Annotated in this window: 27 protein-coding genes, 2 tRNA genes and 1 pseudogene; 12 read left to right on the forward strand and 18 right to left on the reverse strand. The window is 63.0% G+C overall.

Annotated features, from left to right (window positions below; translation table 11 throughout):
* Positions 1 to 112: 112 nt before the first annotated feature.
* Positions 113 to 901 carry a GGDEF domain-containing protein gene (locus ACZ89F_RS17895; protein ID WP_476093213.1) on the reverse strand — a complete coding sequence of 263 codons (789 nt, stop codon included), beginning with the start codon at positions 899 to 901 and terminating at the stop codon, positions 113 to 115.
* Between the two features lie 383 nt (positions 902 to 1,284).
* The gene (locus ACZ89F_RS17900; RefSeq protein ID WP_476093214.1) at positions 1,285 to 1,506 is read right to left on the reverse strand and encodes a hypothetical protein; all 222 of its coding nucleotides are present in this window, start codon (positions 1,504 to 1,506) and stop codon (positions 1,285 to 1,287) included.
* Positions 1,507 to 1,771: 265 nt separating this feature from the next.
* Here ACZ89F_RS17900 and ACZ89F_RS17905 point away from each other — a divergent pair, with 265 nt between their 5' ends.
* Positions 1,772 to 2,173 (forward strand): hypothetical protein, encoded by a 402-nt coding sequence (locus tag ACZ89F_RS17905; protein WP_476093215.1) that lies wholly within the window; start codon positions 1,772 to 1,774, stop codon positions 2,171 to 2,173.
* 46 nt (positions 2,174 to 2,219) lie between these two features.
* On the opposite strand, the gene ACZ89F_RS17910 is transcribed toward ACZ89F_RS17905, so the two are convergent.
* Both ACZ89F_RS17910 and ACZ89F_RS17915 read right to left on the reverse strand, forming a co-directional pair.
* Positions 2,220 to 2,296, reverse strand: a tRNA-Arg gene (locus tag ACZ89F_RS17910).
* 45 nt (positions 2,297 to 2,341) lie between these two features.
* Positions 2,342 to 2,647: an ETC complex I subunit gene (locus ACZ89F_RS17915; RefSeq protein WP_015318428.1), complete on the reverse strand. Its 306-nt coding sequence runs from the start codon at positions 2,645 to 2,647 to the stop codon at positions 2,342 to 2,344.
* A gap of 124 nt (positions 2,648 to 2,771) precedes the next feature.
* Here ACZ89F_RS17915 and ACZ89F_RS17920 point away from each other — a divergent pair.
* Positions 2,772 to 2,848: transfer RNA gene (locus ACZ89F_RS17920), tRNA-Pro, on the forward strand.
* A 23-nt stretch (positions 2,849 to 2,871) separates the two neighbouring features.
* Complete coding sequence (locus ACZ89F_RS17925) at positions 2,872 to 3,168, forward strand: hypothetical protein (protein WP_476093217.1); 297 nt, start codon at positions 2,872 to 2,874, stop codon at positions 3,166 to 3,168.
* Between the two features lie 259 nt (positions 3,169 to 3,427).
* On the opposite strand, the gene hdaA is transcribed toward ACZ89F_RS17925, so the two are convergent.
* From hdaA to ACZ89F_RS17940, 3 genes are read right to left on the reverse strand one after another with little or no spacing between them, the layout of a single operon-like run.
* On the reverse strand, positions 3,428 to 4,132 hold the full coding sequence (hdaA, locus tag ACZ89F_RS17930) for a DnaA regulatory inactivator HdaA (RefSeq protein ID WP_476097308.1): 705 nt from the start codon (positions 4,130 to 4,132) through the stop codon (positions 3,428 to 3,430).
* Position 4,133: 1 nt separating this feature from the next.
* On the reverse strand, positions 4,134 to 5,336 hold the full coding sequence (locus ACZ89F_RS17935) for an AI-2E family transporter (protein WP_476093218.1): 1,203 nt from the start codon (positions 5,334 to 5,336) through the stop codon (positions 4,134 to 4,136).
* The gene (locus ACZ89F_RS17940) at positions 5,308 to 5,865 is read right to left on the reverse strand and encodes a CDP-alcohol phosphatidyltransferase family protein (RefSeq protein WP_476093220.1); all 558 of its coding nucleotides are present in this window, start codon (positions 5,863 to 5,865) and stop codon (positions 5,308 to 5,310) included. Before ACZ89F_RS17940 ends, ACZ89F_RS17935 begins: the two co-directional genes overlap by 29 nt.
* Before the next feature lie 211 nt (positions 5,866 to 6,076).
* On the opposite strand from ACZ89F_RS17940, the gene purM reads away from it, so the two are divergent.
* From purM to ACZ89F_RS17970, 6 genes are read left to right on the forward strand one after another with little or no spacing between them, the layout of a single operon-like run.
* Positions 6,077 to 7,186, forward strand: coding sequence for a phosphoribosylformylglycinamidine cyclo-ligase (gene purM / locus ACZ89F_RS17945; protein ID WP_476093222.1), 1,110 nt, complete (start codon positions 6,077 to 6,079; stop codon positions 7,184 to 7,186).
* Positions 7,183 to 7,896, forward strand: coding sequence for a phosphoribosylglycinamide formyltransferase (gene purN / locus ACZ89F_RS17950; RefSeq protein ID WP_126068633.1), 714 nt, complete (start codon positions 7,183 to 7,185; stop codon positions 7,894 to 7,896). Before purM ends, purN begins: the two co-directional genes overlap by 4 nt.
* Positions 7,897 to 7,951: 55 nt before the next feature.
* Positions 7,952 to 8,221, forward strand: a complete 270-nt coding sequence (locus ACZ89F_RS17955) for a type II toxin-antitoxin system ParD family antitoxin (RefSeq protein ID WP_476093224.1) — start codon at positions 7,952 to 7,954, stop codon at positions 8,219 to 8,221.
* A 6-nt stretch (positions 8,222 to 8,227) separates the two neighbouring features.
* Positions 8,228 to 8,521, forward strand: coding sequence for a type II toxin-antitoxin system RelE/ParE family toxin (locus ACZ89F_RS17960; protein ID WP_476093225.1), 294 nt, complete (start codon positions 8,228 to 8,230; stop codon positions 8,519 to 8,521).
* An 18-nt stretch (positions 8,522 to 8,539) separates the two neighbouring features.
* On the forward strand, positions 8,540 to 8,881 hold the full coding sequence (locus ACZ89F_RS17965) for a hypothetical protein (RefSeq protein ID WP_476093226.1): 342 nt from the start codon (positions 8,540 to 8,542) through the stop codon (positions 8,879 to 8,881).
* Positions 8,881 to 9,390, forward strand: coding sequence for a SixA phosphatase family protein (locus tag ACZ89F_RS17970; RefSeq protein ID WP_476093227.1), 510 nt, complete (start codon positions 8,881 to 8,883; stop codon positions 9,388 to 9,390). Before ACZ89F_RS17965 ends, ACZ89F_RS17970 begins: the two co-directional genes overlap by 1 nt.
* 51 nt (positions 9,391 to 9,441) lie before the next feature.
* Here the strand turns inward: ACZ89F_RS17970 and ACZ89F_RS17975 are convergent, their stop codons facing one another.
* From ACZ89F_RS17975 to ACZ89F_RS18005, 7 genes are all read right to left on the reverse strand, one after another.
* Complete coding sequence (locus tag ACZ89F_RS17975) at positions 9,442 to 9,681, reverse strand: DUF680 domain-containing protein (RefSeq protein ID WP_476093228.1); 240 nt, start codon at positions 9,679 to 9,681, stop codon at positions 9,442 to 9,444.
* Positions 9,682 to 9,913: 232 nt separating this feature from the next.
* On the reverse strand, positions 9,914 to 10,159 hold the full coding sequence (locus ACZ89F_RS17980; protein WP_476093230.1) for a DUF680 domain-containing protein: 246 nt from the start codon (positions 10,157 to 10,159) through the stop codon (positions 9,914 to 9,916).
* Positions 10,160 to 10,215: 56 nt separating this feature from the next.
* Positions 10,216 to 10,422 carry a DUF680 domain-containing protein gene (locus tag ACZ89F_RS17985; RefSeq protein ID WP_476093232.1) on the reverse strand — a complete coding sequence of 69 codons (207 nt, stop codon included), beginning with the start codon at positions 10,420 to 10,422 and terminating at the stop codon, positions 10,216 to 10,218.
* 42 nt (positions 10,423 to 10,464) lie between these two features.
* Positions 10,465 to 10,668, reverse strand: coding sequence for a DUF680 domain-containing protein (locus ACZ89F_RS17990; protein WP_476093233.1), 204 nt, complete (start codon positions 10,666 to 10,668; stop codon positions 10,465 to 10,467).
* 393 nt (positions 10,669 to 11,061) lie between these two features.
* The gene (gene dapB, locus ACZ89F_RS17995) at positions 11,062 to 11,841 is read right to left on the reverse strand and encodes a 4-hydroxy-tetrahydrodipicolinate reductase (RefSeq protein WP_476093235.1); all 780 of its coding nucleotides are present in this window, start codon (positions 11,839 to 11,841) and stop codon (positions 11,062 to 11,064) included.
* Between the two features lie 15 nt (positions 11,842 to 11,856).
* Positions 11,857 to 13,950: an ATP-dependent helicase gene (locus ACZ89F_RS18000; RefSeq protein ID WP_476093237.1), complete on the reverse strand. Its 2,094-nt coding sequence runs from the start codon at positions 13,948 to 13,950 to the stop codon at positions 11,857 to 11,859.
* Between the two features lie 82 nt (positions 13,951 to 14,032).
* Complete coding sequence (locus ACZ89F_RS18005; protein WP_476093238.1) at positions 14,033 to 14,206, reverse strand: hypothetical protein; 174 nt, start codon at positions 14,204 to 14,206, stop codon at positions 14,033 to 14,035.
* Between ACZ89F_RS18005 and ACZ89F_RS18010 the strand changes: the two genes are divergently transcribed.
* Positions 14,205 to 14,489 (forward strand): hypothetical protein, encoded by a 285-nt coding sequence (locus tag ACZ89F_RS18010; protein WP_476093239.1) that lies wholly within the window; start codon positions 14,205 to 14,207, stop codon positions 14,487 to 14,489. The two genes, ACZ89F_RS18005 and ACZ89F_RS18010, sit on opposite strands and share 2 nt — an antisense overlap.
* Before the next feature lie 295 nt (positions 14,490 to 14,784).
* Here ACZ89F_RS18010 and ACZ89F_RS18015 read toward each other — a convergent pair.
* From ACZ89F_RS18015 to ACZ89F_RS18030, 4 genes and pseudogenes are all read right to left on the reverse strand, one after another.
* A pseudogene (locus ACZ89F_RS18015) lies at positions 14,785 to 14,964 on the reverse strand (arginase family protein); the annotation flags it as partial.
* 176 nt (positions 14,965 to 15,140) lie between these two features.
* Positions 15,141 to 16,313 (reverse strand): M20 aminoacylase family protein, encoded by a 1,173-nt coding sequence (locus tag ACZ89F_RS18020; protein ID WP_476093241.1) that lies wholly within the window; start codon positions 16,311 to 16,313, stop codon positions 15,141 to 15,143.
* A gap of 17 nt (positions 16,314 to 16,330) precedes the next feature.
* Positions 16,331 to 17,557 carry an allantoate amidohydrolase gene (locus ACZ89F_RS18025; protein WP_476093243.1) on the reverse strand — a complete coding sequence of 409 codons (1,227 nt, stop codon included), beginning with the start codon at positions 17,555 to 17,557 and terminating at the stop codon, positions 16,331 to 16,333.
* Positions 17,554 to 18,762, reverse strand: a complete 1,209-nt coding sequence (locus ACZ89F_RS18030; RefSeq protein ID WP_476093245.1) for a diaminopropionate ammonia-lyase — start codon at positions 18,760 to 18,762, stop codon at positions 17,554 to 17,556. The genes ACZ89F_RS18025 and ACZ89F_RS18030 overlap by 4 nt, the downstream gene beginning before the upstream one ends.
* A gap of 219 nt (positions 18,763 to 18,981) precedes the next feature.
* Between ACZ89F_RS18030 and ACZ89F_RS18035 the strand changes: the two genes are divergently transcribed.
* Both ACZ89F_RS18035 and ACZ89F_RS18040 read left to right on the forward strand, forming a co-directional pair.
* Entirely contained in the window at positions 18,982 to 19,461 is a 480-nt protein-coding gene (locus ACZ89F_RS18035) for an Lrp/AsnC family transcriptional regulator (protein WP_476093246.1), read from the forward strand.
* A 76-nt stretch (positions 19,462 to 19,537) separates the two neighbouring features.
* A complete protein-coding gene (locus ACZ89F_RS18040; RefSeq protein ID WP_476093247.1) occupies positions 19,538 to 20,680 on the forward strand; it encodes a flavin-containing monooxygenase in 1,143 nt (380 codons plus the stop codon).
* Positions 20,681 to 20,684: the final 4 nt, after the last annotated feature.

A 20,684-nucleotide genomic window follows, 5' to 3' on the forward strand; every position in this document is an offset into this window, starting at 1 on the left:
GCTCTCTGCGCGACAGCCTGCACATCGGCGTGCTGTCCGAGTGCCCAGGATTCTTGTCCCCAACCGTGACAGGACGCGACGGTTTTCTAGGTTGCGATGGCCACCGTTATTGTCAATGCACCGTGGCAACGCTGGGCAGAGGCGCCGGTGCGGCCCCCGTCGGATCAAAGCTGACTTGATCGCGTCCGTTCGACTTGGCCGTGTAAAGCCTTCTGTCGGCGGCGGAGAAGATCTCCTCATAGGTGATCGGGCCGGTAAAGCTCGTGCCGCCGATGCTGACGGAAAGCGGGCACGGTCTGCCACCGGGCGAAAAGTCCATCTCCCTGATACGCCGGCGGATGCTTTCGGCAACCATCCGGGGTTGCGAGGGATCCACACCGGGAAGAAAGACGCCAAATTCCTCGCCGCCGATCCGGCCGACAATATCGCCGCCGCGCAGTTGCCCTTTGATCGCCTGCGCTATCAGCTTGAGCGCCTGGTCGCCACAGTCATGGCCGAGGCGGTCGTTGATCAACTTGAAGTGGTCGGCGTCGATGATCAGCAGCGCCCCCGAAAGGGTCTGCTCCTGCTTGCGGGTCTGCTCAAGATAGGCCTCGACCAGCATCGAAAAGGCTCCGCGGTTCAGCACCGCGGTCAGGCTATCGGTCGCGGCAATGACACTGAGGTCGCGCTGGGCGATGGCCAGCTGGCGAATCTTCCACATGAGGAAAAACAGAAACGAGCCGCCCAGCACCAAAGGCAGCATCAGGTCGGTCATCTCCGCCCGCCACACTGCCTCGGGTGACAGATAGGGGAAATTGAAGGAATCGACGAAGAATGCCACGGCAATGAAGAATGCCGTACCGGCTACCGTGACAGCGATCACCCTGCCCCAGCTCGTCGGTGACAGATCGAGCTTCATCGCGTTCAACTCCGTTAGCCATCGCTACTATGACGCACCAACGCAAACAAATTGATAAGACTTTCCCTCCAATTCGATACCGGGCGGCATAGAGCAATTCCAGGAAAAGTGTGAAACGGTTTTCCTGGGAAAAACGCATGGCGCTTTCCTCCGAGATTGCGTCAAAACAAGGAGATAGCGCTGAGTTCAGGCACCGGTGGTTAGTGGCTTTTGCGACAGGATCGCTACACCGGCAAGCCGCTGTTGGCCGCCCGCGACAGATGCTTGCGTGCGCGGACGCCGCAGGACGGCCGCCGAAAAAGCGGCCATCCTGATTCCCAGCTTGGAGGCTCGGACCAAGCTGCTGGGCAGAGCAAGAGGTGCTCGAAGCCAGACTGCCGCCGTCAGTTGAGCGTTGGTTCACCCAGCGCGTCGACGACAAAGGAGGCCGCGATCAGGTCGTCGGCATCAAGGCGCAGGGAGCCTTCGGCGCCTCCCATGATGGAAGCCACTTTCTGAAAGGTCTTCATTTCGTATTCGGTGATCCGGGCGTCCCGCATCCTGGCCTTGAGAACGGCGATGCGCCGATCCAGGGCCGAAGATATTCCTATTTCTCGGTTCGACATTGCAACACTCCTCCCCACCCGTGTTTACCTCGCACCTATCCGCTTTTTGTATGAGGCTTTGCGAATACAGGCGCCGAACGCGTCGTGCGTGGGAAAGGTTCCGAAAAGGCCGAGTCACGAAATAATACGATGCATCTGGCACCGAAGGAGCAGATGAGTCCTTGGTTGCCAGCAAACAGCACAATTCCTAGTTGTTTGGGATTTCTGCTTCGACTTGGCCGACGTCATGTGCAATGACTTCCCTCGCCTTGGGAGGGCTTGGGGGATGAATATCTTGAAATGGGCGGCGCTTGGCGCCGCCACGATGGTTGCCGGGTGCGCTACACCACCTGAAAAAATTCAGGCGAGCTATGTCTCGCCGATTCTTTACCAGAACCTGACATGCGAACAGCTTTCTCTGGAGGCCACAAACATATCGAGACGGGCCACGGAAGCAGCCGGTATTCAAAACAAGAAGGCCGGCCAGGATGCCGCGGTGGTTGCCGTTGGAATGATCGTCTTCTGGCCCGTGCTGTTCTTTGCCAACGGTGACGGCGCGTCGGCAGCGGAAGTCGCGCGGCTGAAGGGCGAGATGCAGGCAATCGAAGATGCATCCACGGTCAAAGGCTGCGGAATCGTTTTCCAGAAGGAGCCGCCCAAGCCCGCACCAAAAAAGAACTATCCGTAGGGCCCTCGAAAAGTAAGCCTAGGTGTCCAGAACGGACCTGAATTGTTGGCGATCCCGACAGGATTCGAACCTGTGACCATCGGCTTAGAAGGCCGGTGCTCTATCCAGCTGAGCTACGGGACCGCTGGCCGGCCGCTGGGCCGGTTGGATACTGGCGCTGGCCGCCGATCAATGCGTCCAGGGCGTCCTGCGGTCATAGCGGAAATTCTCCGCATAGGAAATCTGGCGGCGCTTGGTCTCTTTCGGTTCCTCTACGCGGAAGGCGAGCCCTTCCTTTTCGGCGTAGGCCACCGCCTCTTCCCTTGTGTCGAAGGTGAGCCTGATCTGGCTTCTCATGTCGCCCGACGTGGTGTAGCCCATCAACGGGTCGATCTTCTTGCGCATCTCAGGATCGAATTCCAGCACCCAGTGGCCGGTCTTGGCCTTGCCGGACTGCATCGCGGTTTTGGCTGGGCTGAAAATGCGCGCGGACATGGCCACCTCGTTATTGTGCAAGGCAGCATTGCCACCCTTCGCCCGTCATTACTGCGCAATGCGCACGGCGGCAAGGTTTTTGCACTTGCCATGCTCCACTGAAATGAATAGGCAACAGACCGTTCGGAGTGTAGCGCAGCCTGGTAGCGCATCTGGTTTGGGACCAGAGGGTCGGGAGTTCGAATCTCTCCACTCCGACCATCCTCTCCCGAAATGCAATATGGATGGTGATTGGCGCGGCCGTACGGTCACCTTGCTGGGCTTCCCAGCGTGGCGAGGCCGAAACCGGCGCCTGTCTGCTGTCCGGCAACGACCGCATCTATTTTGATGAGGACTACCAGGAGTTCGTCGAATTGTCGGCCAGCGACTTCATGTTCGTGCCGCCGTTCCTGCCGCATCTCGAAGCCAATATGAGCACGACGGAAGAACTGTGGTGGCTGGCCTGCCGCACCCCGGAAAACATCGTAGTCAATTTGCCCGACGTCGACGACGTCCAACTCGCCGGCTATCGCCGCGCCTGAGCGCCGGGAACACAATTGACGGCAAGCTCGCCGGGTGACAACCCCAACGCCATCTCCCGGCGAGCCTACACCTGATTTGGAACGCAATCAGGACCGGGGTCAGCCGGCAAGCTATCGCAGCAAGATGGATGCCAGCTGTTATTTCCCGAAATGGCACAATGACGGGAGTAGTTGTCCCTCGGGGCCAAGGATCGGAAGCTTGCGCTGGCTGTATGGCCAAGCAAGGTTTCGTCTCTCGCTAAGCGCAAAAGCCCTCCGTCTAGATCTCGAACTCACCCTGCCCCTCGTCCATGGCGTTGACGGTTTCGGCGGCGAGCGTGCGCGTGATCGGCGTCTTGCGCTCGAGCGCGGTGCGGTCGAGCCGCTCCACCACGCGCATGGCCGTCGCCAGCGAGCGCTCGATGCGGCGCACGAGATACTGCACGACATGCGGCTCGACCTCGACCTGTCTGTCGGCAAACAGCTTGGTGATGACGCCGGCGAGCAGGAGATCGTCGGGCTCATGGATCTCGACTGTCGCCGCCGCCTTCAGCCGCGAGGCTAGATCGGGCAGCCTGACGCCCCAGGCCGATGGGAAGCGGCGCGCCGTCAGGAGCAGTGTGGAGCCGGCACCCCGCACCGCATTGATCAGATGGAACAGGCCTTGTTCATCAACCGCTCCGGTATCGACATCGTCGATCAGCGCCGGCCGGGCGCCGAGATTGGCGATGCTGTCGCCAATGTGCCTGGCATCGACCGCCATAGCGTTGGCACGCCCGCGCCAGATGGAGGCCAGATGCGTCTTGCCGGAGCCGGCGGGACCGGCCAGCACGACCACCGGTGAAGGCCAGTCAGGCCAGCGGTCGACCAAGGCCACAGCCTGATTGTTGGTGCCGGAGACGACGAGGTCGTCGCGCGAATAGCCGGTGCCATGGCCGAGATCGAGCGGCAACTGGCGCGGCGGGTCGGTTGGCTGGGCGGTCACTTCAGCGACGCGGTTGCGTGCGGTGGCCGCCGCCGCGATCGGCCGGAAGCTGCGGTACAGGTGCCGCGCCATGGCCCTTGTAGAGCGGCGATTCGAGATAGCGGGCTATGGCAAACCGTACCAGCACGGCAACGGCAGCCGAAGCCGGCACCGCGATCAGCAAACCGACGAAGCCGAACAGCGCGCCGAAGGCAAACAGCGAAAACATCAGCCATACCGGGTGCAGGCCGACGCTCTTGCCGACCAGCCGTGGCTGCAGGATGTTGCCCTCGATGAACTGGCCGATGAAGAACACGACCGCGACGGCGACGATCATGGTCCAGTCCGGCCAGAACTGGACGAAGGCGACGCCGACGGCCAGCACCAGCCCGGTCAGCGAGCCGACATAGGGGATGAACGAGATCAGCCCGGCGAACAGGCCGATGAGGATGGCGAAATTCAAGCCGGTCAGCGTCAGCCCGGTGGCGTACATGGCACCCAGCACCAGGCACAGCGTGCCCTGGCCGCGCACGAAGCCGGCTGTTGCGGTGTTGATGTCGCGCGCGATGGCGCGCACGGTCGCGACGTTGTCGCGCGGCACCCAGCTGTCGATGACTGCCACCATGCGGTCCCAGTCGAGCAGCATGTAGAAGGCGACCACCGGCGTCACCACGAACAGGCTGACCACCGAGACCAGCGCCATGCCGGAACTCCACAGCGAGGTGAAGACGGTGGTGATCAGGCCGAAGCCGGAGGTCAGCAGCGAATTCAGGCCGTCGCGCAGGCCATTGGCGTTGACGCCGAATTTCTGCTCCAGCCATTTCGGGTCGAATGATGTGATCAGGCTCTGCAGCCGGGTCAGATATTCCGGCAATTTGCCGGCGAAATCGGCCATCTGCGTGGCCAGAACCGGAATGAGGATGACGAAGGCCAGCACCAGCACGACGAGAAAGGTGATGAGGATGACCACAGTCGCCATGAAACGGGACAGGCCGAGCCGCTGCAGCCGGTCGGCGACGGGATCGAGGAAATAGGCGAGCACCATGCCGGCGACGAAGGGCAACAGGATGGCGCTGAAGACATAGAGAAAAAGCGCCAGGATGGCCGCGCCGGCCAGCCAGAAGAAGATCTGGCGGCGGAAGGCTGCGGACGCGGCAATGTCGACGGCCGCAGCCTCTGTCGCCGCCGCTTCTGTCTCAGATGTCCGGAGTGGAGCCTTCGCCATAGCCGCTCATGTGCCTCAGCCAAGCCACGAGATAGGCTGCGGCCGAAGCCACGGTCAAGACCCCGGACATCAATATGAGGGCTGGCCTCAGCGGGTCGAGGTGAACGGCAAGGGCGAGTTCGCCCAGCACAACCGCGGCCAGCACGATCTGGATGGCGGTGTTGGCCTTCGACACGAACAGCGGTTTCATCTCGACCGGATGCGCCATGACGGTGGACAACACGACAGCGCAGACGATCAGCGCGTCGCGCGACACCATGGTGACGACCAGCCATAGCGGCAATTGCCCGATGAAGCCCATGACCACGAACACCGAAACCAGCAGCAGCTTGTCGGCCATCGGGTCGAGATAGGCGCCGAGCGTGGATTGCTGCTTGAAACGGCGGGCGATGAAGCCGTCGACGCCGTCGGAAATGCCAGCAACAAGGAACCCGGCAAAAGCCCAGTCCCAGCGCGCCTGCAGCATTGCCAGCACCACCGCCGGCACCAGAACAAGGCGCAGGATGGTAATCATGTTAGGGATGGTCAAGGCGATGTCCCGTCGCTTTGTTTTGTTGATAGATGATGGAGATGGCGGGTGGGTGCAAGGGACAGACTGCCAATCACCCTCTATCATGCGACCTGGCGGTTCGCATTTGCTGTCCACGGTTTTGTCATACCGAAACGCCGCCGGGCCGCCGTTATCCTTGCGGACTGAAACCGTTCATGCGAAGAGCCCGCAAACGAGCAGGAAAATTGCGATGAGCAAGCGCGACCCAAGCCAGCCCAAAACGGGCCAGCCCAAGACGAGCAAGCGGAAGAACGGGCTCACCTATGCCGAGGCCGGCGTCGATATCGACGCGGGCAATCTCATGGTCGAGAAGATCAAGCCGCTGGTGCGCGCGACACGCCGCCCGGGCGCCGATGGCGAAATCGGCGGGTTTGGCGGCCTGTTCGACCTCAAGGCCGCCGGCTTCACCGATCCGGTGCTGGTTGCGGCCAATGACGGCGTCGGCACCAAGCTGAAGATCGCCATCGATGCCGGCAAGCACGACACGATCGGCATCGATCTCGTCGCCATGTGCGTCAACGACATCGTCGTTCAAGGTGCCGAACCGCTGTTCTTCCTCGACTATTTCGCCACCGGCAAGCTCGATCCCGACCAGGGTGCCGCGATCGTCGGCGGCATTGCCGAAGGCTGCCGCCAGGCCGGCTGCGCGCTGATCGGCGGCGAGACGGCCGAGATGCCCGGCATGTATCACGGCAACGACTACGACCTTGCCGGCTTTGCCGTGGGTGCGGCAGAACGCGGCCAGCTCTTGCCCACCGACGACATCGTAGAGGGCGACGTGCTGCTGGGCCTGGCTTCTTCGGGCCTGCATTCGAACGGATATTCGCTGGTGCGCCGCATCGTCGCCGTCAGCGGCCTGGCGTGGGGCGATCCGGCGCCGTTCAACGACGAAGCGACGCTCGCCGAGGCGCTGCTCGAACCGACCCGCATCTACGTCAAGTCGATCCTCAAGGCCATCCGCAACACGCATGGCATCAAGGCGCTCGCCCACATCACCGGCGGCGGCTTCCCGGAAAACATTCCGCGCGTGCTGCCCAAGGATTTTTCGGCCGAGCTCGACCTCGAGGCGATCGACGTCCCTCCCGTGTTTTCGTGGCTGGCCAAGACCGGTGGCGTGGCGCCGGAAGAAATGATGCGCACTTTCAATTGCGGCATCGGCATGATTTTGGCGGTCGCCTCCGGCCAGGCGGCGCAGGTCGCCGCTGTGCTGCAGGAGGCCGGCGAGACGGTGACGCCGATCGGCCGCATCGTGCCGCGCCGAGATGCCGGCGTCATCTATCGGGGCTCGATCGGCCTATGAGCGCGCAGAGGAAACGCACCGTTGTCCTGATCTCCGGACGCGGCTCCAACATGACCGCGCTGATCGCCGCGGCCAGCGACCCGGCCTTCCCGGCCGAGATCGTCGGCGTCATTTCCGACAAGGCGGACGCCGCCGGCCTCGGCATCGCCAGGGCGCGCGGCATCGCCACACAGGTCATCTCGCGTGCCGACCATGGCAGCAAGCAGGCGCATGACGCCGCCATCGACGCAGCGCTCGCGGCATTCAATGCCGAGATCGTGGCATTGGCCGGCTACATGCGCATCCTCACCCCCGGCTTCGTCCAGAAGTGGCAGGGCCGCATGATCAACATCCACCCTGCCCTGCTGCCGGCTTTCAAGGGGCTCGACACGCATGCGCGCGCACTGGCCGCCGGCATGCGCATCCATGGCTGCACCGTGCATTTCGTCACTTCCGAGATGGATGACGGTCCGATCATCGCCCAGGCAGCCGTGCCGGTGATGGTCGGCGACAATGCGGATACATTGGCTGCCCGCGTGCTGAAGACCGAACACCGGCTCTATCCGCTGGCGCTGGGACTGGTCGCCGAGGGCAAGGCGCGCATGGAGGCCGGCCGCACCGTGCTTGCCCACTTTGCCGACGATGCCGACAACAGCACCTCGGTGGTGATGGCCCCCGACCCGCTGCGTGAGGAAGCCGACCTCGAGCATCTGGCGCGCATCACGCCGTGAGTCATTCTTGAAGATGGTAGCAAATATTGCTACCATCCTTGCAAGGAGCCAGTTGATGACGACCGTCGAGAAAGTGAGCGTTGCGCTTTCCCCTGAACTGCTGGAGATGGTCAAGGGTGCCGTTGCCAGCGGGCAATACGGGTCGGCGAGCGAGGTGATTCGTGAGGCGCTGCGTGAATGGCGGCTGCGCCAACCCTTGCGTGAGGCCGAAGTGGAGCGGCTGCGGAGGGCATGGACGGAAGGCGTGGAGAGTGGTCCATTCGAACCTTTCGACATCGAGGCCATCAAGCAGAAAGCCCGCAGTCGGCTCGGCGGCGCAAAGTAGCAGAGGATGGCCGGCGTCCCGATTGTCCGCAGCCCGGCGGCCGAGAACGACCTGATCGACGTCTGGTTTGCCATCGCGACGGACAGCCCGCTTGCGGCCGACCATTTTCTGGATTCTGTCGCCGAGCGCATCCTGCAATTGGCAATCTTTCCCGAATCTGGTCCGCGTCGGCCAGATATCGGCGCCGAGGTGCGGGCGTTGACCGTCGCCAACTACCTCGTTCTGTATCGCTTCGCCGACGAACGCGTCGAGATCGTTCGTATCGTGCATGGCGCGCGCGACGTCTCGACGCTATTTTGAAGGATCGCGTATAGGCTGATGGACGTTTTCGACAGTGCGATCCGTGCCAAAGGCGACCTTGCCGGGGTCTTCGAATATGACGAGGCCGGAGACCCGCAAAACGCCACCGCATATTTTTACCTCTGCGAAATGCAGAGTAAAACGGTCGGGCCAATCATAGGAATAATACACATTCGGTCTGGAGCCTGGCCAATCACTGAAGCGGACATCGCTGTTAGATGGGACCAGGGTGAGTGGCGTGTCGGCCTATTCATCTACGGCCAGTTGGCAGCAGCTTTCGACACCGAAGCCGGTACAAAGCACGGCGGCGGATATGGCAAAGACTTTCACACCGACATTCCCTGGTCGGAATCAAATTGATGAAACAGCTGTTTCTCCTGCGCCACGCCAAATCGAGCTGGGACGACCCTGATCTCGATGATTTCGACCGACCCCTGGCCGAACGCGGAGTGAAGGCAGTGCGCTTGATGGGGCGCGAACTTGCGGCGCGCGACTGGCTGCCGGACCTGGCGCTGGTGTCGTCGGCGCTGCGCGCCCGCGACACCTGGCGGCTGATGGCAGCGGAGTTGCCCGTGCATCCACGGGTCGCGTTTGCCGAAGCGCTCTACGATGCTTCAGCGGCGGATATTCTGAGCCAGCTTCAGCAAACCGACCCGGCGAGCAACAGCTTGCTGGTGGTCGGCCACAATCCGGGCCTGGAAGATCTTGCCAGACAGCTTGTCGCTCCAGGGTCAGAGGCCAAGGCGCGCAAGACGCTCGAGGAAAAGTTCCCGACGGCAGCCCTTGCGCGCTTCATCTTTGAGAGCGACTGGTCCAACCTGTCCTCCGCCCGGCTGACACATTGCCTGCGGCCGAAGGATCGAGGCTAGAAATCTGGTGTCGAGCAGGCGCGGCGGGTAGAACCCGCCGCGCCTGAGACATCAGTTGCCCCAGATGCCCTGGCCGGGTTCCGGCCAATCGGTGGTGATCTTCGTCCTGGTACCGGCAGCCTTGTGCTCGGCCATATCCGTGTTCTTGACCGCCCCGGTGACGGCATGATCGACGCCGGCAACCGGAGCAGCCGGCTGGTTGGCATTGGTGGAGCCGTAGTGGTCGCTGCCGGCAAAAGCGCTGCCGGTGGCAACGAGGATGGCGGCGGCGGCGAGAGAAATCCTGTTCATTTTCATGTCTCCTGGTTCTTTCCGTCAGGCGGCGTCTTGGGAGGACGGTTCCGCTAAGGACAAGACCCTGGGCAGTCCGGTTTTATTCCTGGACGTGGAATGTTTTTGCCAACTGCAAAGATCGGCGCCTTGAGCCGAGCCGCCGGCCGGTGCCTATTTATCCACGCAAAAAACAAGAGCGGCGGGCCAAGCCCACCGCTCTTTGTAGTCAAGTAATCAAGGCCTGCGTTGATTAGCGGCCCCAGATGCCCTGGCCAGACTGAGCCGGCACCTTGGCATTGGCGTCGCCCTGTGCCTTCTCGGACTTCACGATCGAGCCGGTGTGCGAAGTGTCGATGCTGAAATTCGACTGGCTCGAAGCCGACTGGTTAGCAACCGGCTGGTTGGCATTGTAGGAGCCGTAATTGTCGCTGCCGTGTGCAAAGGCGCTGCCCGTGGCAACGAGAATGGCGGCGGCGGTGAGTGCGATCTTGGTCATTTTATTTACTCCTGATTTTGAGATTGGATTGACTGCGACTGGTTCGTGAAACGCGATTAGCGGTTGCCGAACAGGTTGCGGTCGGAACCCTGCGTGACCGGCTTCTCGACGGTCGAATTCGACTTCTGAATCGAGCCGGTGAACGAGTTGTCGACGGTAGCAGCAGGCTGATTGGCGTTGGCCGAGCCGTAGTGGTCGCTGCCAGCAAAAGCAGTGCCCGTGGCAACGAGGATAGCGGCGGCGGTAAGAGCGATCTTGGTCATTTTATTTACTCCTGAATTTTGGGTTGATATCGGCAGTCGCGATTAGCGGCCGAAGAGATTGCGGTCAGCGCCCTGCGAAGCGGGGGCCTGGACGGTCTGCGTCGACTTCGAGATCGAAGCAGTGGCCGACTGGTCGACGGTGACGGCAGGCTGATTGGCGTTGGCCGAGCCGTAGTTGTCGCTGCCGGCAAAAGCAGTGCCCGTGGCAACGAGAATGGCGACGGCGGTAAGAGCGATCTTGGTCATTTTATTTACTCCAGTGTTTGTTCTGTCCGTCTAGTGGCGTGCCCTTGGGAGGAATTCGCGTCGCTCGGACCACCCCGAGATGGGTTTGCCTTGTCGCGGATTCCAATCACGAAGATGTTCCATAGGCCGTGTGAATCGACCCCTTGAAATTCAGCACAGGGCCTTGGCGGGTATAATTTTATTATTCAAAATCATACGGTTAGTAGGATACACCCATCGCCAGGCGCGACCGTTCAGCAAGCCGGCGTTCACCGTCTGCTATACAGTGCGTCAACAGAAATCGAACCGAACGGTTCGGTTTGAAGGGGTTTACACGGTCCGGTGTTCTTTTTTACGGTGCCGAAGTGGACGAGGTATGGATCCGGACATCCAACCGGGGCGACAAATCGGCCGCTATGGGCCGGTCAGTCCCAGCACGTCGCGCATGTCGTATTCGCCGGGCGGGCGGCCCGCCACCCAGAGTGCGGCGGCGATGGCGCTGCGGGCGAACATGACGCGGTCGCCGGCCGCATGCGACAAGGTCACGGTCTCGCCCTCGGCGCAGAAGCTGACGCTGTGCTCGCCGATGATGCTGCCGCCACGCATCACCGCAAAGCCGATCTCGCCGGCCGGACGCGCGCCGATGACGCCGTCGCGGACCCGCCTTGCGGCCGTGTCCAGTTCGATGCCGCGTCCGCCGGCGGCGGCTTGCCCCAGCATCAGCGCCGTCCCCGATGGCGCATCGATCTTGTGGCGATGGTGTGCCTCGACAATCTCGACATCCCAGTCGTCGGGATCGAGCGCTCTCGCCGCCCGCTCGACCAATCCGACCAGCATGTTGAGGCCAAGCGAAAAGCTGCCGGAGCGCACGATGGGAACCGTTTTCGCGGCATCGGCAATATCAGCCAATTCAGCAGCACTGAAGCCTGTCGAGCCAATGATGAGGGCCGGCCCGCCGCGCTCGGCGCAAACCCTGGCCAGGTCGGCCGATGCAGCCGGCGTGGTGAAATCGATCACGATTTCGGCCATGGCAAGCGCCTCGTCGCGGCTCACCAGACCTTCGCCGACGATCCCTGGCCGGTGGAAGCGCGCGGCGAGCGCCAGCCGCGCATCGCCCTGCACAGCGTCCGCCATCTGGCGGCCCATGCGGCCCAGCGCGCCCGAGAGGGCTATCCGTATCGGTGGTTGGGACATGGCGCTATCCCGTGGCTATTTCCACATGCCGCGCATGCGTGCGCCAATGTCGACGCGCACCTCCGGCCGGGCCACCCTGCCCTGCGCCGCCTGCGCGCTCGGCCATGATACCTGCTGGAACGCAGAGAGGATCGAAGCCGGGATGAAGCGGGTGCGCGAAGCATAGAGATGGCGGTCGCCGCGCGCCGCCTGGCCGTGCGGAAAGAAGCGCTGCGGCATGACCAGGTTGAGATTGTCCTTGGCGCGCGTCATCGCCACGTAGAGCAGCCGGCGCTCCTCCTCGATGTCCTCCTTGGTGCCGACACCGAGATCGGCCGGGATGCAGCCGTCGACCGTGTTGAGCACGAAGACATTCTTCCATTCCTGGCCCTTGGCCGAATGGATGGTCGACAGGATCAGATAGTCCTCGTCACGATGCGGCGGCCCGGCCTGGTCGCTGGTGGCGTCCGGCGGGTCAAGCGTCAGTTCGGTGAGGAAGCGTTCACGCGAGGCATAGCCCGAACCGATCTGCTCGAGCTGCAACAGGTCGGCCCGACGCGTCGTCGCATCCTCGTGGATGCGCTCCAGATGCGGCTCGTACCACAGCCTGATCTGCTCGAGATCGGCCGGCCATTTGGCGCCGGCCCGCAGGCCGGAATAGAGCGAGACGAAGCCGGGCCAGTCATCCGCCGCGCGTTGCGGCGGGCGCCAGCCGGCCAGGCCCATCGCTTCGTCGAGCGCCGTCGTCATGGTCTCGACGATCTGCGCGGCGGCCGAAGGGCCGATGCCCGGCATCAGTTGCAAGACGCGAAAACCGGCGACGCGGTCACGCGGGTTTTCCGCAAAGCGCAGCACCGCCAGCACATCCTTGACATGGGCGGCATCGAGAAACTTCAAGCCTCCGAACTTGACGAAGGGAATGTTGCGCCGCGTCAGCTCGATCTCCAGCGGCCCGCTGTGATGCGAGGCGCGAAACAGCACCGCCTGGGATTTCAGCACTGTCCCGGCCTCGCGCTCGGCGAGGATGGTGTCGCAGACGAAATTGGCCTGCTCGACCTCGTCGCGCACGGTCACCAGCCTTGGCTTGTCGCTGGATTTGCGCTCCGACCACAGGTTCTTGGTGAAGCGCTCCGAGGCCTCGCCGATCACGGCATTGGCGGCGGCAAGAATGGTTTCGGTCGAGCGATAATTGCGCTCGAGCATCACCACGTCGGCGACTTGCGCGAACTGGTTTGGAAAATCGAGGATGTTGCGTACTTCGGCTGCACGGAACGAATAGATCGACTGTGCATCGTCGCCCACCACCGTCAGCCCGGCGCCGTCGGGTTTCAGCGCCATGAGGATCGACGCCTGCAAGCGGTTGGTGTCCTGGTACTCATCGACTAGCACATGGTCGAAGCGCCCACCCAGATGCGCTGCTATTTCAGGCTCGGCCGCCATCTGCGCCCAGTAGAGCAGCAAATCGTCGTAATCGAGCACGTTCTGCGCCTGCTTTGCCTCGACATAACCGGCGAACAGCTGCTTCAGTTGCTCCGCCCAGCCGGCGCACCAGGGAAAGGCAGACCCCAACACCTCGTTAAGCGGCGCCTGCGCGTTGACGGCGCGCGAATAGATGGCAAGGCAAGTGCCCTTGGTGGGGAAACGCGCTTCCGTCTTCGAGAAGCCGAGCTCGTGGCGGACCAGATTCATCAGGTCGGCGGAATCCTCGCGGTCATGGATGGTGAAGGCCGGGTCGAGGCCGATCTCCAGCGCATAGTCGCGCAGCAGCCGCGCGCCGATGCCGTGAAAAGTACCGGCCCAGGTCAGCGCGTCGGTGATGACAGCGGCATCGCGGCCGAGCACCTCGCCGGCGATGCGCTCGACGCGCCTGGCCATTTCGGCCGCAGCGCGGCGCGAAAAGGTCATCAGCAGAATGCGGCGCGGATCGGCGCCTTTGACGATCAGATGGGCGACGCGATGCGCCAGCGTGTTGGTCTTGCCCGAACCGGCGCCGGCAATGACCAGCAGCGGACCGGCAATCTTGCCGTCGCCATGCTCGACGGCCTGGCGCTGGGCGTCGTTCAGCCGGGCGAGATAGGCAGGCTGGACGGTCGGTTCCCGAAAGGTCGAATCAGCGGCGGCGAGGTTCATCACCCATCAAGCATCGTTTCTGCTTTGTTCGCAACGGCGATGCGAGGATGACTCGCGCGGACTGAGGGCTGACAGATCGCCCCTAGCGTTGCGGATCGATACCCATCGCGGCCGACTGCCGGCGCAAGGCTTCACGATCATATTCCGACGGCGGCAGCAACAGCGGGTCGACCGTGGCAGGCACGTCGTCGATCATCTGCCGGGTGATGCGGTAGGTGACATAGGCCAAAGCGCCGGCGATAAGCAGACGGAACATGGTTCATACTCCATTGGAACAGAACCAACCCGAGGAGACGGCATTTGGTTCCCTCGCCGATTATCCAGGCCAGGTGATCAAGAGCAGCGATCTTCCGCTAACGCCCAGCCCGTTCCGGTATTTCGGCGATGCATTCCTCAAGACGCTCCAGGCGGAACTTGGCATTGCGAAGTTCGTGTCCTGCCTCATGCCGCCTATGGCGGCCCTGCGGAGAGGTCGCCATCAGGTCGCGCTCCAGTTCGGCAATGTGCGCACGCACCTGCCGGGCCTCGTCCTGACGTAACGCCTTGATCCATCCACGCCCGCGCATCGGTCTTCCTGCCAGAACCCCCGAAAGGCATGCCAGACCTATGCCGGAAAGACCCTAATTCCAGGCAAGCCGGAACGCTCTAAATTTAACTTTCGCTAATTTAGCACGACAGGGAGGTTTTTGGAGAAGAAGGCCGGCGCCGCTTGGGAGGAGGAATGAAGCGCCGGCCAAGCGGATAATTAGGTCCGCCGCACAGCAGAGGTTAGCTGAGTCTTTCCCTGGCGTCATCGGGCGATTGTCTTCGTTAAAAGCGTACCCTCGCCGCCCGTCACCCGCGTGTCTTGACCATCATCCCGGCAATCTCCTTGAGGAGTTTTGCCGCCACGCCGGCGGTCAGGTAGGCGATGTCGCGAACGGGATTTAACTCAACGATATCAGCCGCCACGATCGGCTGGTTGACCGACTGAATCAGGTTGATGACCTGACGGGTGGTCAGGCCGCCGGGTTCGCGATGCGAGACCCGTCGTGGGGAATTCCCAGCAGCGAAATCCTGGTCATCGGCATCCGAGCTCCGTCAATGGGAGTTCAACGAAGACTGGGGGAGTTCAGTAAACCCGGGATCTGGCTGGCAATAGCGGTGGTGTTTGGGCCAGTGGCGAGCGCGGTCCGGCGATCAAAACGCGATCATCTTCCCGCCTCGCCACCCAGCCTTTGCCTGACCACGGCGACATGGAAATTCGTGCCGAACAACAGCCCGTCATCGTTGAAGTCGTAGCTGGAATTGTGCAGCGGCGCCGAGCCCTCGCCATTGCCGAGGAAGACGAAGCAGCCCGGCACATGATCGAGAAACCGGGCGAAATCCTCGGAGGCGGTCATCGGCTCGCGGGAGACAGCGATGTCGCCGGACTCGAAGACGCTTCTAGCGGCCGCGAACGCGGCATCGACCAGTTCGACATCGTTGCGCAGAGGCACGAACTCCCTGCTGTACTTGACCTCGGCGGTGACATTGTAGGCGGCGGCGGTGCCCTCGGCGATGATGCGCATCTGCCGCTCGATCTCGGCGCTGACCTCGGGGCGGAAGCTGCGCGCATCGCCGAGGATGCGGGCAAGGCCGGGCAGAGCGTTGCGGGTGCCGTCGGTGATCAGCTCGGTCACCGAAACCACCGATATGTCGGCCGGACTCAGCCGGCGCGAGACAATGGTCTGCAGATTGGTGACCAACGCGCAGGCGGCGATCAGCGTCTCATTGCCGGAATGCGGCCGTGCCGCGTGGCCGCCGAGACCTCTGAGCACGATCTCGAAGATATCCTCGGCCGACATGATCGGGCCGGCGCGGGTCTCGAAATGCCCGATGGGCAGGCCGGGCATGTTGTGCAGACCAAAGATCTCGTCGAAGGGAAAGCGCTGCATCAGCCCATCGTCGAGCATAGCGAGTGCGCCCCTGCCCCATTCCTCGGCCGGCTGGAAGACGAAGCGCACAATGCCATCGAAACCGCCCTCACCTGCCAGCAGCTTTGCCGCTCCGAGCAGCATGGTGGTGTGGCCATCATGGCCGCAGGCATGCATGATGCCGGGATTGCCGGAACGGTAGGGTGCGTCCGACTGCTCGGTGATGCGCAACGCATCCATGTCGGCCCTGAGCGCAATCGCCCGGTTGCCGCTGCCGCGCTTCAGCGTGCCGACGACGCCGGTTCCGCCGACACCTTCGGTGACATCGTCGAGGCCGAACTCACGCAATTTGGCGGCGACGAAGGCTGCGGTGCGCTTCTCCTCGAAGCCGAATTCGGGGTGCGCGTGCAGATCGCGCCGCCAGAAAATCATCTCTTGCTTCAGCGCATCGCGATCGAGTTCAGACATTTTCCGCCCCTTCTGACCTACTTTGCCAGTTGCGCGGCGACATCAAGCAGGATGTTGGCGCCGGCAACAAGCTCGGCATCTTCGGTGTGCTCGCGCGGATTGTGGCTGATGCCGCCGGCGCTCGGCACGAAGATCATCGCAGCCGGCGCGATGCGCGCCAGCATCTGCGCGTCATGGCCGGCGCCTGATGTCATGCGCCTGACGCCAAGGCCGCGGTTTTTCGCGGCGGCCTCGATCCGCTCGACAATGCGGATGTCGAAGATGACCGGCTCGAAGCGGGCCAGCTGCTCGACTGAGATCGTCACGCTCTCGGCGGCGGCAAGCTGCTCGAGATAGGCGGCAAGTGCCGCCTCCTCCGCCTGCAGGCGCTGTTCGTCGGGATCGCGCAGATCGATGGTGAAGACGGCGCGCGAGGGAATGACGTTGATGGCATTCGGCTCGAAGCGGATCGTGCCGACGGTGGCGACGGTCGGTGCGTTCGAGGCTTTGGCCCGGTCGAGCAGGAAGGTGATGACCCGGGCGGCGGCGTGGCCGGCATCGCTGCGCATCGACATCGGCGTGGTGCCGGCGTGGTTGGCGATGCCGTCGATGGTGACGCGCTGCCAGGAGATGCCTTGCAGATTCTCCACCGCACCGATGGGCAAGCCCTCACGCTCCAGCACCGGCCCCTGTTCGATATGCAGTTCGAGATAGGCATACGGCTTGAGGAAGCCGGGTTCCCGGTCGCCGGCGTAGCCGATGCGGGCGAGTTCCTGCCCGAGCACACTGCCGTCGGTGCCGACAGCCGCCAGCACCGTTTCGGCACCGACCCCGCCGGCATGGACCAGCGAGCCCATCATGTCGGGGGTGTAGCGCACGCCCTCCTCATTGGTGAAGGCGGCGACCGCGATCGGGCACGACGGCGAAAAGCCCGATGCCTTGAGCGTCTCGATCACCTCCAGCCCGGCAAGCACGCCGTAGCAGCCGTCATAGATACCGGCATCGATGACGGTGTCGATATGCGAGCCGATAAGCAGCGGCGCGTGCCCCATATTTTCCGGGCTCTGCCAGGTGCCGAAGATGTTGCCGACACGGTCGATGGCGATATCGAGCCCGGCCTGCCGCAGCCAGCCGACGAAGAGGTCGCGGCCCTGCCTGTCGGTGTCGGAGGCGGCCAGCCGGGTCAGTCTGCCCTCGCCATCACGGCCAACAGCACCGAGTTCGCAGATACGGCCGAGCAGGCGCTTTGCATCGATAGCGGTCATGCCGTTGCCTCGGCCGTCATCTTGCCGGCCAGCACATCGGCCGGGCTCATGCCAACCAGTTCGGCATAACGATGCGGGTCGGTGGCGCCTTCAGTGTTGATCACCAGCACCCGGGATTTGCCGTCAAATCCAAGATCGGCCTTGTTGGCGGCCACCGCCCGGATCAGCCCGGCAAGGCCGACGCCGCCGCTTTCGCCGGCGACGATCACCGGATCCCCGGCGGCCGGCCACGCCAGCCGCCGCATCACCGCGACGGCGTCATCCTCATCCACCGTCATGAAGGCGTCGGCGGCGCGTGCCAGCACCCGCCAGGCGACCGGAGAAGCCTCGTAGCATTCAAGCATGGCCATCACCGTCGGCTGGCCGTGCGCGACCTTGACCGGGCGCCCGACCTGGGCGGCTGCAAAAACACAAGCGGCACGCGCCGGCTCGACCACGATGAAGGTCGGCCTGGTATCACCGAGCACGATGGCCAGATGGCCGGCCAGCGCGGCGGCAATGCCACCGACCCCGGCCTGCACGAAGACGTGGGTTGGCGTCCGAGGGAGCTGACGCAAGGCTTCGCGCACGATCGCCGTATAGCCTTGCATGACGAGGCTAGGAATCCGTTCATAGCCCGGCCACGAGGTGTCCGACACAACGGTCCAGCCCTTCTCGGCCGAGACTTGAGCGGCTTGCCTGACCGAATCGTCATAATTGCCGTCGACGCGGATCATCTCGGCGCCATAGCGGGCGATCGCCGCTATGCGCTCCTCGCTGACGCCGGCGTGGACGAAGATCGCCGTCCGCGCACCGACGAGTTGCGCGCCTTGCGCGACGGAGCGGCCATGATTGCCGTCGGTCGCACAAGCAAACGTCATCGCCGCGGCGACGGCCCGCACGTCAGGCTGATCGAGATCGGCCACATCGACGGGCCGGCCAAGTCGGCTGCCTGCCTCCTCCAGCACCAGGCGGAAGACGGCATAGGCACCGCCAAGCGCCTTGAAGCTGGCGAGGCCGAGGCGAAAGCCTTCATCCTTGATGTGGATGGCGCCAAGTCCGAGTTCGGCGGCGAGCGCCGGCAGCGCATGCAGCGGCGTCATCAGGTGATTGTCGCGATGGGCAAGAAAACGCTCGACCGTGTCGGCACCGGTCACGCCAAGGGTTTCGGCATCGGCCGGATCGAGCGGCAGGCGATGCAGGGTATTGCGGTTGAGCAGGAACACTGGCGGCCTCCCTAGAGCCGGATGATTTCAGGTCGAATCGACCTGAAATCTGAATCCGTCTCTAAATCAAAGAGATAGAGCATGATGTCCTCCGAAAACCGCTTGACACTTTTCGGCATCATGCTCCGGCATTCAGCGAGAATATATTGCAGGATCGGCGCAAGGAGCGCTGTAATATGGCCTCCCAAATGCAAGTTTGTTTCGCTGGGGATCTCTCCATTGCCTGTATCGCCACCCTCGCTCGACAGTTTCGATCTCGCCATCCTTGCCATCCTGCAGCGGGACAACACCACGCCGCAGCGGCTGATCGGCGAGGCCGTGAACCTCTCGGCGCCGGCGGTGCAACGCCGCATCAAGCGCATGGAGCAGACCGGCGTCATCGCCGGCAATGTCGCGGTCATCGAGCCCGCCGCTGTCGGCCAGCCCATCACCATCTTCGTCGAGGTGGAACTCGAGAGCGAACGCGCCGAACTGATCGATGCGGCCAAGCGGCAATTCTCGACAACCCCTGAAGTCCAGCAATGCTACTATGTCACCGGCGAGGCCGACTTCATCCTGGTCATTACCGTAGCCGACATGGGTGCCTATGAGGCGCTGACGCGAAAACTGTTCTTCGACAGCAACAATGTCCGGAAGTTCCGCACGTTTGTTGCCATGGACCGGGTCAAGGTCGGGCTGACGGTGCCCTTGCCCGGCTGAGCGTTGCTGGCATGGCAGGCTCCGGCTGCCATGCTTTTGCCATTCTCCGGAAGCGAATTTGTCGGTGGAGGCGCGCTTGGACGACACCACCCCAGTTGCGATCATCGGTGCCGGGCCGGCGGGCCTGGCCATTGCAGCGTGCCTGCGGCAGGCCGGGCAGGATTTCGTCCTCCTCGAAAAAGAACAGCAATCCGCCCCTGCCTGGCGACGCCACTATGAGCGCGTCCACCTGCACACGACCAAACGCTATTCCTCGTTGCCCTTCGTGCCTTTTCCCAAGGATTATCCGCGCTATGTGCCGCGCGACCTGTTCGTCGACTATCTCGATGCCTATGCGCAACGTTTCGATCTGCGGCCCCGATTTGGGGAAACGGTACGGGCGATCACCCGGCGAGGCAGAAGCTGGCTCGTAGACACGACAACAGGTCCCCTGCATGCTTCACAGGTGGTGATCGCGTCGGGCAACAACGCCGAACCGCTGATGCCCGGATTTTCCGGCGCCGATGCCTTCAAGGGCAAGAGACTGCATAGTGCCGACTATCGCAACGCCATGCCTTTTGCCGGTCAGTCGGTGCTGATCGTCGGCATGGGCAATACCGGTGCCGAGATTGCGCTCGATCTGGTGGAAGGCGGTGCGCGGCCGACGATTTCGGTGCGCGGCGGCGTTCACATCGTGCCACGCGAGCTGCTTGGCGTGCCCATCCAGATGATCGGAATGGCGGCGCGTCTGATGCCGCAACGCATCAACGATGCCTTGTTCCCGGTCATTCTCGATCTGGCGTTGGGCAGGCTGGGGAAATATGGGCTCAGGCGGCCGCAGCAAGGAATGCTGCAGCAGATCGCCCTGGCATCGCGCATTCCGACGATCGATATCGGCACGGTCGGCAAGATCCGCGAAGGCGCGATCAAGGTCGCACCCGACATTGCCGAGATCACTGAACAGGGCGCCCGTTTTGCCGATGGCAAGCACGGCGCGTTCGATGCGATCATCTTCGCCACCGGCTTCCGGCCGGGCTATGCCAGATTGCTGGAGCCCGGCGTCCAGCCAGGCGGCAGCGGCGTCAACCTAAGGGCTTCGGATCTCGGCCTCTATCTCATCGGCTTCCACAATCCGGTCACCGGATTGCTGCGCGAAATTTCGATCGAGGCAGAGCAGATCGCTGACGACATCCGCCTCCGGCGAAACCGAAAGAAGGTGGCCGAAACCCTGCCGGTATGATCTG

Source organism: Mesorhizobium sp. USDA 3734 (genome assembly GCF_056279665.1).

Bases quoted from the DNA above. Each gene is read 5' to 3' on its own strand.
- ACZ89F_RS17895 (WP_476093213.1), bottom strand. From the start codon at position 901: ATGAAGCTCGATCTGTCACCGACGAGCTGGGGCAGGGTGATCGCTGTC.
- ACZ89F_RS17900 (WP_476093214.1), bottom strand. From the start codon at position 1,506: ATGTCGAACCGAGAAATAGGAATATCTTCGGCCCTGGATCGGCGCATC.
- ACZ89F_RS17905 (WP_476093215.1), top strand. From the start codon at position 1,772: ATGAATATCTTGAAATGGGCGGCGCTTGGCGCCGCCACGATGGTTGCC.
- ACZ89F_RS17915 (WP_015318428.1), bottom strand. From the start codon at position 2,647: ATGTCCGCGCGCATTTTCAGCCCAGCCAAAACCGCGATGCAGTCCGGC.
- ACZ89F_RS17925 (WP_476093217.1), top strand. From the start codon at position 2,872: ATGGTGATTGGCGCGGCCGTACGGTCACCTTGCTGGGCTTCCCAGCGT.
- ACZ89F_RS17935 (WP_476093218.1), bottom strand. From the start codon at position 5,336: ATGGCGAAGGCTCCACTCCGGACATCTGAGACAGAAGCGGCGGCGACA.
- purM (WP_476093222.1), top strand. From the start codon at position 6,077: ATGAGCAAGCGCGACCCAAGCCAGCCCAAAACGGGCCAGCCCAAGACG.
- purN (WP_126068633.1), top strand. From the start codon at position 7,183: ATGAGCGCGCAGAGGAAACGCACCGTTGTCCTGATCTCCGGACGCGGC.
- ACZ89F_RS17955 (WP_476093224.1), top strand. From the start codon at position 7,952: ATGACGACCGTCGAGAAAGTGAGCGTTGCGCTTTCCCCTGAACTGCTG.
- ACZ89F_RS17960 (WP_476093225.1), top strand. From the start codon at position 8,228: ATGGCCGGCGTCCCGATTGTCCGCAGCCCGGCGGCCGAGAACGACCTG.
- ACZ89F_RS17965 (WP_476093226.1), top strand. From the start codon at position 8,540: ATGGACGTTTTCGACAGTGCGATCCGTGCCAAAGGCGACCTTGCCGGG.
- ACZ89F_RS17970 (WP_476093227.1), top strand. From the start codon at position 8,881: ATGAAACAGCTGTTTCTCCTGCGCCACGCCAAATCGAGCTGGGACGAC.
- ACZ89F_RS17975 (WP_476093228.1), bottom strand. From the start codon at position 9,681: ATGAACAGGATTTCTCTCGCCGCCGCCGCCATCCTCGTTGCCACCGGC.
- ACZ89F_RS17980 (WP_476093230.1), bottom strand. From the start codon at position 10,159: ATGACCAAGATCGCACTCACCGCCGCCGCCATTCTCGTTGCCACGGGC.
- ACZ89F_RS17985 (WP_476093232.1), bottom strand. From the start codon at position 10,422: ATGACCAAGATCGCTCTTACCGCCGCCGCTATCCTCGTTGCCACGGGC.
- ACZ89F_RS17990 (WP_476093233.1), bottom strand. From the start codon at position 10,668: ATGACCAAGATCGCTCTTACCGCCGTCGCCATTCTCGTTGCCACGGGC.
- dapB (WP_476093235.1), bottom strand. From the start codon at position 11,841: ATGTCCCAACCACCGATACGGATAGCCCTCTCGGGCGCGCTGGGCCGC.
- ACZ89F_RS18000 (WP_476093237.1), bottom strand. From the start codon at position 13,950: ATGAACCTCGCCGCCGCTGATTCGACCTTTCGGGAACCGACCGTCCAG.
- ACZ89F_RS18010 (WP_476093239.1), top strand. From the start codon at position 14,205: ATGGTTCATACTCCATTGGAACAGAACCAACCCGAGGAGACGGCATTT.
- ACZ89F_RS18005 (WP_476093238.1), bottom strand. From the start codon at position 14,206: ATGTTCCGTCTGCTTATCGCCGGCGCTTTGGCCTATGTCACCTACCGC.
- ACZ89F_RS18020 (WP_476093241.1), bottom strand. From the start codon at position 16,313: ATGTCTGAACTCGATCGCGATGCGCTGAAGCAAGAGATGATTTTCTGG.
- ACZ89F_RS18025 (WP_476093243.1), bottom strand. From the start codon at position 17,557: ATGACCGCTATCGATGCAAAGCGCCTGCTCGGCCGTATCTGCGAACTC.